Genomic DNA, 13,018 nt, shown 5'->3' on the forward strand with positions numbered 1-13,018 from the left:
AGGAAAAAGTGTGTGTTACCATCAGTATGTTATGTTTGTAGCGCCCTGTGCTACAACCGCTCAGGAACAGGCTTTGCAAGTTTTTACATTTCGTAAAACGCCTGTCTTTGGCGAGTCTGAGTCTTAAGGAGGTGCAGTGATGTACGCAATTATTGAAACCGGCGGGAAACAAATCAAAGTAGAAGAAGGCCAAGCTGTATATATTGAAAAATTGGATGCAGCAGAAGGCGAATCGGTTACATTTGACCGCGTTCTTTTTGTCGGCGGCGAATCGGTAAAAGTCGGTAGCCCTGTTGTTGAAGGCGCTACGGTTACGGGTAAAGTGGAAAAACACGGCCGTGCGAAAAAAATCGTTGTATTCAAATATAAAGCGAAGAAAAATTACCACAAAAAACAAGGCCACCGTCAGCCGTACACAAAAGTGGTCATTGAAAAAATCAATGCGTAAGGTGCACGCGGCATGATCCGGGTCCGCATCAAACGCAAAAAGAATGGGAACATCTCATCTTTTCAAATGAGTGGCCATGCTGAATTTGCCGAATACGGCCAGGACATTGTCTGTGCCGGCGCTTCCGCTGTTTCTTTCGGGACGGTGAACGCCATTATGCAAGTGGCGGGGGTTGAACCCGAAATCCGCCAGTCCGAAAGAGGCCTTTTGGAATGCAAAATCCCTTCGCATCTTTCGGAAGAACAGGCGACAAAAGTGCAGATTCTGCTTGAAGGCATGGTTGTATCCCTCGAGACGATAGAACGGGAATACGGCGAATTTATCCATATAACCTTTGAATAGGAGGTGAGCATCATGTTGAAATTAGATCTTCAGTTTTTCGCTTCCAAAAAAGGGGTCGGCTCCACGAAAAACGGTCGTGACTCGATTGCAAAACGCCTCGGCGCAAAACGTGCGGACGGCCAGTTCGTAACAGGCGGCTCGATCCTTTACCGCCAGCGCGGGACGAAAGTTTTTCCGGGCGAAAACGTCGGCCGCGGGGGCGACGACACTTTGTTTGCGAAAGTTGACGGCGTTGTGCGTTTTGAACGACTCGGCCGCGACAAGAAAAAAGTGAGCGTATATCCGGTGGCACAAGAAGCCTAACCCATAAAGCCCCGGGCTGCGATATTCGCGGCCCGGGGCTTTTGCATTTTCCAATAAACCACTCCCGTTCTGAAAAACGTACAAAAAACGGGTTGCCGCGTTCTTCTGGCGAGTGCCGGGCACATGCCGCTATCATTCGCGTCCCGTGCAACATGAGGCAATTTTTGCTATACTTAAACATAACCTATTTCGGAGAACGGGAGCTATGAAAATGCGGGAATGGACGACGGTTGACGTGCTTCGCCACGCCAGGCATGACTGGCTGAACAAGGTGCAGCTGATCAAAGGATACGCCAGCTTGAACAAAATGGAAAAGGTCAAAAATATTGTGGAAGACATTATCCGGGAAGCGCAGCAGGAGTCAAAATTATCAAATTTGCATCTGCCGGAATTTGCCGAGCTTTTGCTTACATATAACTGGGAAGGGCACACGGTGCGGATTGCATACGAAATATTGGATGTGGACCGGAATGTGCTACCGGACGATAGGGAGCTGACCGGCTGGATGAAGAATTTTTTCGCTATCGTTGAAGAAGCAGTCGATCCAAACGGAGACAACCGGTTATCTTTGTCGGTCAGCACTTTGCCATCCGGCGCCCGTTTCTTTTTCGAGTTTAGCGGTACAATAAAAAAGTACGGACTGCTTGCCGGGTTTCTGGAAAACGATTGTCCGGGGATGAACGTGATCCACGCGTACCCGCAATCCGCTTTCCCGGTTGAAATAATCTTTCTGAAAGCCTAACGATACAGCAATTGCAAAGGTGGTTTTATCTTTTATGTTTGTGGACCAGGTGAAAATTTATGTGAAAGGCGGGGACGGCGGCAACGGGATGGTCGCATTCCGCCGCGAGAAATATGTGCCGATGGGCGGCCCTGCCGGCGGGGATGGCGGCCGCGGCGGCGATGTCATTTTTGAAGTCGATGAAGGGTTGCGGACGCTCATGGATTTCCGCTACAAGCGCCATTTTAAAGCGGACCATGGCGAAAACGGCATGAGCAAAGGAAAACACGGCCGCGGGGCGAAAGACATGATTGTCAAGGTGCCGCCGGGAACGGTCGTCATTGATGATGATACAAAACAAACGATTGCCGATTTAACGCGCCACGGGGAACGGGCAGTGATTGCCAAAGGCGGGCGCGGCGGCAGGGGCAATATCCGCTTTGCGACACCGGCCAATCCCGCTCCGGAAATTGCCGAAAACGGCGAACCGGGCCAGGAACGTTATATTGTTCTTGAATTAAAACTGCTTGCTGATGTCGGCCTTGTTGGTTTTCCGAGCGTCGGGAAATCAACCTTGCTTTCCGTTATCTCTTCGGCACGCCCGAAAATTGCGGAATACCATTTTACGACGCTTGTGCCGAATCTCGGTGTAGTCGAAACGGAGGACGGCAGAAGTTTTGTCATGGCCGATCTGCCGGGGCTGATCGAAGGCGCGCACGAAGGCGTCGGGCTCGGCCACCAGTTTTTGCGCCATATCGAACGGACGCGGTTGATCGTCCACGTCATTGACATGGCGGCGGTGGAAGGGCGCGACCCGTATGAAGATTATTTGACGATCAACAAAGAACTGAAAGCTTATCATGAACGCCTTTCTGAGCGCCCGCAGCTCATTATTGCCAATAAAATGGACCTTCCGGGCGCGGAAGAAAATCTGGCGGCGTTTAAAGAGAAGCTGGGCGATGTCGCACGCGTCTTCCCGATTTCCGCGGTGACGCGCAAAGGATTAAGGGATGTTTTGTTTGCGATTGCCGATCTGCTCGATGAAACACCTGCCTTCCCGCTTCATGCTGGCGAAGAATCGGATGCGGAACCGTCCCGTGTATTGTACAAGCATGAAAAAGAAAAGGCCGATTTTACCATTACACGCGATCCGGACGGCAGCTTCGTCATCCACGGGGAAAAAGTCGAGAAGCTGTTTAAAATGACAAATTTCAGCCATGACGAGTCTGTCCGGAGATTTGCCCGCCAGCTGCGCGGAATGGGCATTGATGACGCGCTCCGTGCACGCGGCGCGAAAAACGGCGATACCGTCCGCCTTTTGGATTTTGAGTTTGAATTTGTAGATTAACCGTGCTGGGCCGGGGAATCCCGGCTCCCGAGTGGAGGAAAGGGCACTTTGGAAAAGAAAGCAGAGCATAAGTTTATCTTGGTGCGTGAGGATGTTTTGCCGGAAGCGATGATCAAAACACTTCAGGCGAAAGAACTGCTGGAAAGGGGACAAGCGGTATCGGTCGGGGACGCGGCGAAAAAAGCGGGCTTAAGCCGCAGCGCTTTTTATAAATACCGCGATACCGTTTTTCCGTTCCATTCGGTTGTAAAAGAAAAAATTGTGACCTTGTTTTTTTATTTGGAAGACCGGTCCGGGACATTATCCGAAATTTTAAGGATTATTGCATCTTACTCATGCAATATTTTAACGATTCACCAGACGATTCCGATACAGGGGCGGGCAAATGTCACTGTTTCGCTGAATGTGTCCGGGATCAACAGGAGTTTAAATGATCTGCTGGAAGAACTGCAGGCATTTGAGTTTGTCAATAAAGTAGAAATATTAGGGTCCGGAGCCTAGAACTCCGGCCGGCGGGGGAGAGGAAATGAAAGCAGCTTTTTTCGGGCCGGAAGCGACGTTTACCGATATCGCGGTCCAGTCAGTGTTCCCGGAGGCCAGCCGGGTTGCGTATCGGACGATTCCGGAATGTCTAGAAGCCGTGAAGACAAAACAGGTGGATATGGCGGTTGTTCCGCTTGAAAACGCCCTGGAAGGTTCGGTAAATTTAACGGTCGATTACTTGTATCATGAAGAACTGCCGCCGATCCGCGCGGAAATCATTGTGCCGATCGAGCAGCATTTTATGGTTCATCCTGCAAATGCCGGCGCCTGGCGGGAAACGGAAAAAATCATTTCCCATTCCCATGCGCTTGCGCAGTGCCACCAGTTTCTGCGCCGGGAATTCCGGCATGCGGAAGTGGAAGCAATGGGCTCTACGGCCGCTGCTGCGAAATATGTAAGCGAACACCCGGAACTGAAATGGGGGGCGATCGCCAACGAAATGGCAGCGGAACTGTACGGTCTTGAAATTGTCAGGCGTGCAATCCATGATTATCCGTTTAACCATACGAGATTCATTGTCCTTTCAAATGAGGAGCTTCATATCGAAAAAACGCCTGATTTCCTGAAATCGACGATCATGGTCACATTGCCGACGGACAAGGCCGGATCACTGCACCAGGTGTTGTCTGCCTTTGCCTGGCGAAAGATTAACTTGAGCAAGCTTGAATCGCGGCCGTTAAAGACGGGGCTTGGAAACTACTTTTTTATGATTGACCTGAACCACTCCTTAGAAGAAAAGCTTGTCCGCTTTTCGCTTGAGGAAATCCACGCGCTCGGCTGCACCGTGAAAGAACTCGGGACCTATTATAGGTATATGGCGGATAAATGATGATCGCTTCTTCAAGAATGTTAGGATAAGCCCGGCTGGAACCCGGGCTTATTATTTTTTGCAAAACAAGCTTTAAACCCAGGTTTTTAGGCCGGATGGGTGATGAAAAAGAGCTGTCCTTTATGTTTAGGGCAGCTCTTTTTCATTTTCTGCAAATAAAATGCCAGCTTCTTTCAGCGCCTGTTCCGCTTCTTCAACCTGCCGCCCGCTTGCGGCTTCCACCGTATGCAAGTGGATGCCGCCTGTTAATTCGGATAAGTAGCTGGCATTTGTTTCTTCAATGCGGCGGATAAACCGGGCCACTTCTGCGCGGGTGGAGACCATGATCGAGGCGGTCAGATCGCCGTATACCGGATGCTCCACCTTGACATCTTTTACGGTCACCCCGTGGTCCACGAGCAAATTCAGCTCATCTGTGACCTGTTCGCGACTATGCATACAAACAAGCGTTTTCTCCACTTTGTTTTCCGCACCGGCGGGGTGTATGTACAAATATCCCTGGCTCGTTGCCAGGATCGGTTCGTTTTTCGCTTTCAGGAGCGTAATATCATTTACTATAATCTGTCGGCTCACATTTGTCCTTTTTGCCAGTTCCCCGCCCGTAATCGGCTCCCGGCTATTCTGCAGCCATTCGAGGATCAAATGCCGCCTTTCATCCCCAAGAATTTTTTTCTTCTCTGCCAACAGCGTTTCCCCCCATTCATTCGGCCTCATTCGGATTTTATCATACGAAGGCGCCGGGATGAAAGAATCAACCCTTTAAAGGGCATAAAGGACGCGGGACGTTCATAAGTTTTTATGTAAAATCAATCGCATTTTGCCCGGCACCACATAGAATGTATGGACTTAAGCCTTGAGGAGGGGAAATGTGTGAAAATCCATATCGTGCAAAAAGGCGATACGCTCTGGAAAATCGCCAAAAAATACGGCGCCGATTTTGACGAATTGAAAAAATTGAATGCGCAATTATCCAATCCGGAAATGATTATGCCCGGCATGAAAATTAAAGTTCCGACAACGGGCGGCATGGTAAAAAAAGAGACACATACAGGCCATGCAGGTTATACGGGCCACGCGGGTGCAAAAGAAATGCCGCTCGTGACCCATCCGTACGAGCAAATGCCTGAGGCCAAGATGCCCGTCGCAAAAGAAATGCCGGTACCAAAAGAGGTGCCAAAAGCGCCAGCACCGAAAGAAACACAGGTGAAAGAAAAAGTGGTTGAAAAAAAAGAAACGATTTATAAGCCGGTGATGCCGCAACCGGTCATTCCTGAAATTGACATCCATAATTACTATGTGACCAATATGGCTGAAATCGAAACCCATACAGCTGCACCGCCGCCGAAGCACCATGAAAGCGAATCGTCGGAAAGCGTGCACTACACCATGCCGGTAAAGGAAGAGTGCCCGGAAATGTATGTACCGTATAATCCGTGTCCGCCCGTGATGCCGGTATACGATTGCGGCTGCGGGGGAGGGGACATGCACGCCGGATTTTTCCCGCCTCCTTACAGCATGCCATATCCGCAAGTCCCATATCCGATGCCGTACCCAATGGCCTATCCGCAAATGCCGGCGATGGCCGCGCCAACAGGGTTCACGCAAATACCGGCGATGGCCGCGCCGGCAGGGTTTATGCCGCAGCAGCAGCCGGCATGGCATGAGGGGCAGCAAGTGATGCCAGGTTATGAATGGGAAGAAGAATCCTCTTCGTCTTCTCCTTATCCGTATGGCCCCGGTATGCAGGCGGGGGTTTCTGCGCAACATCCTGCCGCCGCGCCGCAATGGGGAGCGCAGCAGGCTCCTTTATACGGCGCTGCTTCAGAAAGCTCCGCCTATATGCCGCAGTACATGCCGCCGCAAACGATGCCGCAGTACGCCCCGTATCCGCCGCACCAGCAGCCATGCGGGTGCCAGGAGCAACCTTACGGCGGCGTGCAGGAACCGTACGGGATGGCGCCGCAACCGTACGGCATGCAGGAACCATTTGGTGGCATGCCGCAACCGCCATACGGGATGTCGCAACCACCATACGGCATGCAGGAACCGTACGGGATGCAGGCCCCGTTCGGATATGACCGGGGCGAAAAAACGGACCAGCCGCAGGAAAAACGGGATCCTTCCGGCGAAGAAGAAAAATAATGGGCGGCCGGAGACAAGAGGGAGACGAAACCAAACGTCTCCTTCTTTATGCGGAAAACAGACTGCAGGAACCGATTGTTGACTGGCGCAGGTTGCGTGACCGGGTATGGCTTATCGGAACAAAGACAAAGAAAGTGATCATGAAGCAATATGGTTCCGATACGCGCCTTAAACGGCAAATGCTGCTTACATCGGAACTGCGGAAAAGCGGTTTCACCCAAACTTGCCGTTTTCTGGAAGATGACAACGACAGCCCCTTTCAAGGCAAAGCTTTTGGGTTTATGGCATACATTGAAGAAGACCCGGCCGGTTTTACCTTCGGGACGGAAGCAGACATCCACGCCGCTTTCCGCCTGTTAAAACAGTATCACGAAAAGACCGCGCACTTTCCGCAAGCCGTAAAAATGGAATTTCCGCGCTTTTTCCAGCTGAGAAAATGGCAGGCGCGGTACCGGACATTTCTGGAAAACAAAGAACAAATTGTCCGGTATTTGCCGGAAACGTATTTTGCCGCGTACGAAAGATGGGCAGCCGAGGCGTTAAACCGGCTTGAGAAAAAACAGCATTTGCTTCACCGTCCGCCGTATTGCATCACGCACGGTGATGTTGCCCACCATAATTTTTTGCGTGCGAAAAACGGGGAACTGTATTTGATTGATTTTGACCTTGCCCGCCTTGCCCCGGCCTGGACCGATGATCTCCAGTTTTGCAACCGGGTTTTGCCCGCTGCTTCATGGTCGCTTGCTGCTCTTGAAAAGTGGGGAATGCTGGACGGTGCGCCGGACAGGGAAACTTTTCTTGAGGCGCTCCTTTACCCGACGGATGTTTTAAGAGAGTGGAACCGGTTTGTTGGAAGCGGCAAAAAAGAAAAAGAGCAGTACTGGCCGCATCTTTCCCTGCTTTCCATCGGGCAATTCGGGGAACGCGCCCGCTTTCAAAAAGAAGTAAAAAGGCGTTTGCAAGCATAACGGAAAAACCTGGACGCTTACGGCCAGCATAATGCTTTTCATCCTCCTTTCGGGCGAGTTATGGTATAGTAATAGGGGACTGTATCAGCGCTGTCAGAAAGGAGTGATGGCCATGTCCGGCCATTCCAAATGGAAAAATATTCAAGGCAGAAAAAATGCGCAAGATGCAAAGCGCGGAAAAATCTTTCAAAAACTGGCAAAGGAAATTTATGTAGCGGCGAAAAACGGCCCTGACCCGGAAGCGAACTCAAGCCTCCGCCTGGTCATTGAAAAGGCAAAGGCCGCCAATATGCCGAATGACAATATTAAACGCGCCATCGAGAAAGCAAGCGGCAGCCAAAACGCCGAACATTACGAGGAAATCACATATGAAGGGTACGGGCCGGGCGGCGTTGCCGTCATGGTCACGGCTTTAACCGATAATAAAAACCGGACCGCTTCCAATGTCCGTGTTGCGTTTTCGCGCAACGGCGGAAATCTCGGCGAAAACGGATGCGTGTCTTTCCTGTTTGACCGCAAAGGCTATCTTGTCATTGAGCGGGAAGGGCTCGAGATAGATGAAGACGGAATGCTGCTTGCCGCGATTGAAGCAGGCGCCGAGGAAATGGAAACGAGCGATGAAGTGTTTGAAATTTATACAGATCCGGAGCAATTCATGGATGTGAAGAAGAACCTCGAGGAAAAAGGCTTTACGTTTGCCCGGGCAGAAATTACCATGGTGCCGCAAAACACAATTGCTTTGGATGAAGCGCAAAAAGAAAAGATGGAGCGATTGCTGGACAGGCTGGAAGACGATGACGATGTCCAGGAAGTTTACCATAACGCCGAATGATAATGTCCCAGTCACTTTCCGCACCCGGTTCCGGCCGGGTGCGGAAAGTGACTTTTTTGCAGCAAAGCCGGTTAGCCCTGTATCCAACCGGCTACACTGTGGAGAGGGCCCTTGCTGTTTTTAAACCGGCGCACTACGAGAGAGGACCATGCTGTTTTAGACCGGCGCACTGCGGAAAAGGGACCATGCCGTTTTTAAACCGGCTGCACTGTGGCTAAAGAATCGTGCCGTTAAAACCCGGACGATGGTTTCGACTGGAAATCCTGGAAGGGCGTTAAGAGGCAGCGGGCATTCGAAAAAAAGTGAGCCCGGTAAGCCACACGGACACGGATCTGTCTCCGGTTGCAGGCGTTTTTTCCGCCATGGAAACAGGAAAAGCGCCCAGCCTTAGGAATCATCCGGCCGGAAAAAAAGGCGGGACCGGACATTCGTTCCCAAAACGGTTGCATTCTGTGGTACAATATGGGATAGCAAGTTTTTGAGGAGCGTGTGGGAAGGTTGTACGAATATATTAAAGGCATCATTGATTCCGTGAGCCCGGATTACATTGTCGTGGAAAACGGGGGGATCGGCTACCGGCTGCTGGCGCCGAACCCGTATATTTTTTCAAAAAGCATCGGACAAGAACGAAAAATTTTTACATACCAGCATGTGCGCGAAGATCTGATCGCGCTTTACGGTTTTGAAACGGCGGAAGAACGGGCGCTGTTTCAAAAGCTGCTCAATGTTTCCGGCATCGGGCCAAAAGGGGCGCTTGCCATTCTTGCGTACGGGCAGCCACAGCAGGTCGTTGACGCCATTGAGAATGAAAATGAATCTTTCCTTGTCAAATTCCCCGGTGTCGGCAAAAAAACGGCAAGGCAGATGATTCTTGATCTGAAAGGAAAGCTGCAAGGCCTCGTGCCGGAGATGCCGGACGAGGCAGGCGTGGAAAAAGCGGTGCCTGCATCCACCAACCAAAACCTCGAAGAAGCGATGCTCGCTTTGGCGGCGCTCGGCTATTCGGAAAAAGAAATCGCGAAAGTGGTGCCAGAACTTCCGGAAGAAGTGCTTTCTGCGGATGAATATATTAAACTCGCTTTAAAAGCAATGGTAAAATAATGGAGGAGGGGAGAGCATGGAAGACCGCGTAGTTTCCGGCGAGGCAAATGAACAGGAAGTTTCCTTTGAAATGAGCCTCAGGCCGCAAACCCTTGCGCAATATATCGGCCAGGATGAAGTGAAGCATAATTTAGCCGTGTTTATTGAAGCGGCGAAAGGGCGGCGCGAAACACTTGACCACGTGCTGCTTTATGGTCCGCCGGGGCTTGGCAAAACGACGCTTGCCACCGTGATCGCAAACGAAATGGGCGCGAACATCCGGACGACTTCAGGGCCTGCCATCGAGCGGCCGGGCGATCTTGCCAGCGTGTTAACCGCGCTTGAGCCGGGGGAAGTGCTGTTTATTGACGAAATCCACCGCCTGCCGAAAGCGATTGAAGAAGTGCTGTACCCGGCAATGGAAGACTTTTGCCTTGATATCGTGATCGGCAAAGGATCGGGTGCCCGCTCCATCCGCCTTGACCTGCCCCCGTTTACCTTGATCGGGGCGACGACGAGGGCCGGTTCGGTTTCAGCACCGCTGCGCGACCGGTTCGGGGTGATCAGCCGGCTCGAATATTATAACGAAGCGCAACTGGCGGAAATTGTGCTGCGGACAGCCGGCATCCTCGAGACGGCGATTGAGCCTGAGGGGGCAGCGGAAATTGCAAGGCGTTCGCGGGGCACGCCGCGGATTGCGAACCGGCTGTTAAGAAGGGTGCGCGACTTTGCCCAGGTCAAAGGAGACGGAAAGGTCACCCTTGAGATCGCCAATTATGCCCTTGAACTTTTGCAAGTTGACAAACGCGGGCTTGACCATATTGATCATAAGCTGTTAAAAGCGATCATAGAGCGCTTCCGGGGCGGTCCTGTCGGGCTCGACACGATTGCGGCCAGCATCGGGGAAGAAAGGGAAACGATTGAAGATGTATATGAGCCGTATTTGCTGCAAATTGGCTTTTTGCAGCGCACGCCGCGCGGCAGGGTAGCGACCCCGCTTTGCTACGCACATTTTCATATGGAGGTACCGGAATGAGCGGATTTGGAAAAGTGCTGATGACGATCGCCGTGATTCTTTTTGCTATCGGCCTGTTGATGCAGTTTACGAAAATCGGCCGGCTGCCGGGCGATATCCTCATTAAAAAAGGGAACACAACCTTTTATTTTCCAATCGCAACATCGATCCTTTTAAGCGTGATCTTAAGTGTGTTATTATATATCATTGGACGGTTCAAATAACCGCAAATGGGATTCAAAATGAAGGGGAAACAACAATGAAACTCGATTTATTTGATTATGAACTGCCGGAAGAACTGATTGCCCAAACGCCTTTAAAAAATCGTTCGGACAGTCGGCTGATGGTACTGGATAAAAAAACAGGAGAAATTGAACACAGCGTATTTAAAAACATTACACAATACTTGCGCCCGGGGGACTGCCTTGTCTTAAACAACACAAAAGTGCTGCCGGCAAGGCTTTTCGGCATAAAAGACGAAACAGGCGCAAAAATTGAAGTGCTGCTTTTAAAACAGCTCGAAGGAGACCGCTGGGAAACGCTTGTCAAACCGGCAAAACGTGTGAAAACAGGGACGGTTGTCCGGTTCGGCGACGGGCAGCTTTCCGCCGTTTGTGCGGAGGAGCTGGACCATGGCGGCCGGGTAATGGATTTCCAGTACGAAGGAATTTTTTACGAAGTGCTGAATGAACTCGGAAAAATGCCGCTGCCACCCTATATTAAAGAACAACTCGAGGACCAGGACCGCTATCAGACGGTGTATGCAAAAGAGCCGGGTTCTGCCGCAGCGCCGACTGCCGGGCTCCATTTTACGGAAGCGTTATTGAAAGAAATTGAGGCAATGGGCGTGAAAATTGTCTATATTACGCTCCATGTCGGCCTTGGCACTTTCCGCCCCGTCAATGAGGAAAATATTGAAAACCACGATATGCATGCGGAATTTTATCAGGTATCAGAAGAAGCGGCCCGCACGATTACGGAAGTAAAAGAAAACGGCGGCCGTGTGGTCTCTGTTGGCACCACCTCCACCCGCACACTTGAAACGGTGGCAAGCGCCCATGACGGAAAAATCGTCGCCTCAAGCGGTTGGACGGATATTTTCATTTATCCGGGCTATCAATATAAAGCAATTGATGCCCTGATCACCAATTTCCACCTGCCGAAGTCGACGCTTATTATGATGGTAAGCGCATTGGCGGGAAGGGAAAATATTTTGCATGCCTACGAGACGGCGGTAAAAGAAAAATACCGTTTCTTCAGTTTCGGGGATGCGATGCTGATTAAATAGTGGAAGGAGCGCATCACTTGGCTGCCATTACTTATGAACTGATCAAAACGGAAAAGCATACGGGCGCCCGCCTTGGAAAACTCCATACGCCGCATGGCACCTATGATACCCCAATGTTCATGCCGGTCGGAACGCTCGCCACGGTGAAGACGATGTCGCCGGAAGAATTAAAAACAATGGGGGCCGGCACCATTTTGAGCAATACATATCATTTGTGGCTGCGCCCCGGGCATGATATTGTTAAAGAAGCAGGCGGGCTGCACAAATTTATGAACTGGGACCAGGCGATCCTGACCGATTCGGGCGGATTCCAGGTCTTCAGCCTGAGCAAGATCCGTGATATTACGGAAGAGGGCGTCCATTTTCGGAACCATTTAAACGGGGACAAGCTGTTTTTGTCGCCGGAAAAATCAATGGAAATCCAGAATGCACTTGGTTCTGATATCATGATGGCATTCGATGAGTGCCCGCCGTACCCTGCTTCTTATGAATATATGAAGCAGTCGGTGGAAAGGACATCGCGCTGGGCGGAACGCTGTCTTCGTGCGCATCGGCGTCCGGATGTGCAAGGATTATTCGGGATCGTACAGGGCGGAGCGTATGAAGATTTGCGGCTTGAAAGCGCAAATGCCCTTGTTTCGCTTGGGTTTCCGGGCTATGCGATCGGCGGCCTGTCCGTTGGCGAGCCGAAGGACGTGATGAACCGGATGCTCGAATTTACAACACCGCTGCTTCCGGCGGACAAGCCGCGTTACTTGATGGGGGTCGGTTCGCCCGATTCTTTGATTGACGGCGCCATCCGCGGCATTGACATGTTTGACTGCGTGCTGCCAACCCGGATTGCAAGAAACGGCACGGTGATGACATCAGCCGGCCGGCTCGTTGTCAAAAACGCGCAGTACGCCCGCGATTTCCGCCCGCTAGATGAGCATTGCAACTGTTATACATGTCGGCACTATTCACGCGCTTACATCCGGCATTTGATTAAATGTGGCGAAACTTTCGGAATTCGTCTGACCACTTACCATAATTTATATTTTTTGTTAAAATTAATGGAAAATGTAAGGCAGGCGATCCGCGAAGACCGGCTGCTTGATTTCAGGGAAGAATTTTTTGAGCAATACGGATTTAACCGTCCGGATGCAAAAAATTTCTAATA

At 51.1% G+C, this 13,018-nt stretch carries 15 protein-coding genes, 1 pseudogene and 1 other annotated feature; of the genes and pseudogenes, 15 read left to right on the top strand and 1 reads right to left on the bottom strand.

Going from position 1 to position 13,018, the window contains the following annotated elements; translation table 11 throughout:
- The first annotated feature begins 44 nt into the window (after window positions 1–44).
- Window positions 45–128: a sequence feature (ribosomal protein L21 leader region), on the top strand.
- An 11-nt stretch (window positions 129–139) separates the two neighbouring features.
- The 7 genes from rplU (at window position 140) to pheA (ending at window position 4,534) form a co-directional block, all read left to right on the top strand.
- Window positions 140–448: a 50S ribosomal protein L21 gene (gene rplU, locus BCOA_RS30920; protein ID WP_013859803.1), complete on the top strand. Its 309-nt coding sequence runs from the start codon at window positions 140–142 to the stop codon at window positions 446–448.
- 12 nt (window positions 449–460) lie between these two features.
- Window positions 461–790 (top strand): ribosomal-processing cysteine protease Prp, encoded by a 330-nt coding sequence (locus BCOA_RS30925; protein ID WP_014097870.1) that lies wholly within the window; start codon window positions 461–463, stop codon window positions 788–790.
- A 12-nt stretch (window positions 791–802) separates the two neighbouring features.
- Window positions 803–1,093, top strand: coding sequence for a 50S ribosomal protein L27 (rpmA, locus tag BCOA_RS30930; RefSeq protein WP_013859801.1), 291 nt, complete (start codon window positions 803–805; stop codon window positions 1,091–1,093).
- A 211-nt stretch (window positions 1,094–1,304) separates the two neighbouring features.
- A complete protein-coding gene (locus tag BCOA_RS30935; RefSeq protein ID WP_014097871.1) occupies window positions 1,305–1,835 on the top strand; it encodes a Spo0B C-terminal domain-containing protein in 531 nt (176 codons plus the stop codon).
- 34 nt (window positions 1,836–1,869) lie between these two features.
- Window positions 1,870–3,162: a GTPase ObgE gene (gene obgE / locus BCOA_RS30940; protein ID WP_014097872.1), complete on the top strand. Its 1,293-nt coding sequence runs from the start codon at window positions 1,870–1,872 to the stop codon at window positions 3,160–3,162.
- Window positions 3,163–3,210: 48 nt separating this feature from the next.
- Complete coding sequence (locus BCOA_RS30945; protein ID WP_014097873.1) at window positions 3,211–3,663, top strand: ACT domain-containing protein; 453 nt, start codon at window positions 3,211–3,213, stop codon at window positions 3,661–3,663.
- Window positions 3,664–3,688: 25 nt separating this feature from the next.
- Entirely contained in the window at window positions 3,689–4,534 is an 846-nt protein-coding gene (pheA, locus tag BCOA_RS30950) for a prephenate dehydratase (protein WP_014097874.1), read from the top strand.
- A 126-nt stretch (window positions 4,535–4,660) separates the two neighbouring features.
- On the opposite strand, the gene BCOA_RS30955 is transcribed toward pheA, so the two are convergent.
- Window positions 4,661–5,218, bottom strand: a complete 558-nt coding sequence (locus BCOA_RS30955; protein ID WP_014097875.1) for a transcription repressor NadR — start codon at window positions 5,216–5,218, stop codon at window positions 4,661–4,663.
- Between the two features lie 186 nt (window positions 5,219–5,404).
- Here BCOA_RS30955 and safA point away from each other — a divergent pair.
- The 8 genes and pseudogenes from safA to tgt all read left to right on the top strand — a co-directional run.
- Window positions 5,405–5,552: pseudogene (safA, locus tag BCOA_RS35715) on the top strand (SafA/ExsA family spore coat assembly protein); the annotation flags it as partial.
- A gap of 1,123 nt (window positions 5,553–6,675) precedes the next feature.
- The gene (locus tag BCOA_RS30965; RefSeq protein ID WP_014097877.1) at window positions 6,676–7,644 is read left to right on the top strand and encodes an aminoglycoside phosphotransferase family protein; all 969 of its coding nucleotides are present in this window, start codon (window positions 6,676–6,678) and stop codon (window positions 7,642–7,644) included.
- A 112-nt stretch (window positions 7,645–7,756) separates the two neighbouring features.
- Window positions 7,757–8,476, top strand: coding sequence for a YebC/PmpR family DNA-binding transcriptional regulator (locus tag BCOA_RS30970; protein WP_014097878.1), 720 nt, complete (start codon window positions 7,757–7,759; stop codon window positions 8,474–8,476).
- Window positions 8,477–8,974: 498 nt separating this feature from the next.
- Complete coding sequence (gene ruvA, locus BCOA_RS30985; protein ID WP_014097879.1) at window positions 8,975–9,577, top strand: Holliday junction branch migration protein RuvA; 603 nt, start codon at window positions 8,975–8,977, stop codon at window positions 9,575–9,577.
- A 16-nt stretch (window positions 9,578–9,593) separates the two neighbouring features.
- A complete protein-coding gene (ruvB, locus tag BCOA_RS30990; RefSeq protein WP_014097880.1) occupies window positions 9,594–10,592 on the top strand; it encodes a Holliday junction branch migration DNA helicase RuvB in 999 nt (332 codons plus the stop codon).
- Entirely contained in the window at window positions 10,589–10,795 is a 207-nt protein-coding gene (locus tag BCOA_RS30995) for a DUF2905 domain-containing protein (protein ID WP_014097881.1), read from the top strand. The genes ruvB and BCOA_RS30995 overlap by 4 nt, the downstream gene beginning before the upstream one ends.
- Window positions 10,796–10,830: 35 nt before the next feature.
- Window positions 10,831–11,859, top strand: a complete 1,029-nt coding sequence (gene queA / locus BCOA_RS31000; protein ID WP_014097882.1) for a tRNA preQ1(34) S-adenosylmethionine ribosyltransferase-isomerase QueA — start codon at window positions 10,831–10,833, stop codon at window positions 11,857–11,859.
- Window positions 11,860–11,876: 17 nt separating this feature from the next.
- Window positions 11,877–13,016 (top strand): tRNA guanosine(34) transglycosylase Tgt, encoded by a 1,140-nt coding sequence (gene tgt / locus BCOA_RS31005; RefSeq protein ID WP_014097883.1) that lies wholly within the window; start codon window positions 11,877–11,879, stop codon window positions 13,014–13,016.
- Window positions 13,017–13,018 lie beyond the last annotated feature (2 nt).

It is taken from the genome of Heyndrickxia coagulans 36D1, from assembly GCF_000169195.2.
Lineage (GTDB): Bacteria > Bacillota > Bacilli > Bacillales > Bacillaceae_C > Weizmannia > Weizmannia faecalis.

Coding starts and splice junctions, on each gene's coding strand:
- rplU (WP_013859803.1), top strand. CDS start 140: ATGTACGCAATTATTGAAACCGGCGGGAAACAAATCAAAGTAGAAGAA.
- BCOA_RS30925 (WP_014097870.1), top strand. CDS start 461: ATGATCCGGGTCCGCATCAAACGCAAAAAGAATGGGAACATCTCATCT.
- rpmA (WP_013859801.1), top strand. CDS start 803: ATGTTGAAATTAGATCTTCAGTTTTTCGCTTCCAAAAAAGGGGTCGGC.
- BCOA_RS30935 (WP_014097871.1), top strand. CDS start 1,305: ATGCGGGAATGGACGACGGTTGACGTGCTTCGCCACGCCAGGCATGAC.
- obgE (WP_014097872.1), top strand. CDS start 1,870: ATGTTTGTGGACCAGGTGAAAATTTATGTGAAAGGCGGGGACGGCGGC.
- pheA (WP_014097874.1), top strand. CDS start 3,689: ATGAAAGCAGCTTTTTTCGGGCCGGAAGCGACGTTTACCGATATCGCG.
- BCOA_RS30965 (WP_014097877.1), top strand. CDS start 6,676: ATGGGCGGCCGGAGACAAGAGGGAGACGAAACCAAACGTCTCCTTCTT.
- BCOA_RS30970 (WP_014097878.1), top strand. CDS start 7,757: ATGTCCGGCCATTCCAAATGGAAAAATATTCAAGGCAGAAAAAATGCG.
- ruvB (WP_014097880.1), top strand. CDS start 9,594: ATGGAAGACCGCGTAGTTTCCGGCGAGGCAAATGAACAGGAAGTTTCC.
- BCOA_RS30995 (WP_014097881.1), top strand. CDS start 10,589: ATGAGCGGATTTGGAAAAGTGCTGATGACGATCGCCGTGATTCTTTTT.
- queA (WP_014097882.1), top strand. CDS start 10,831: ATGAAACTCGATTTATTTGATTATGAACTGCCGGAAGAACTGATTGCC.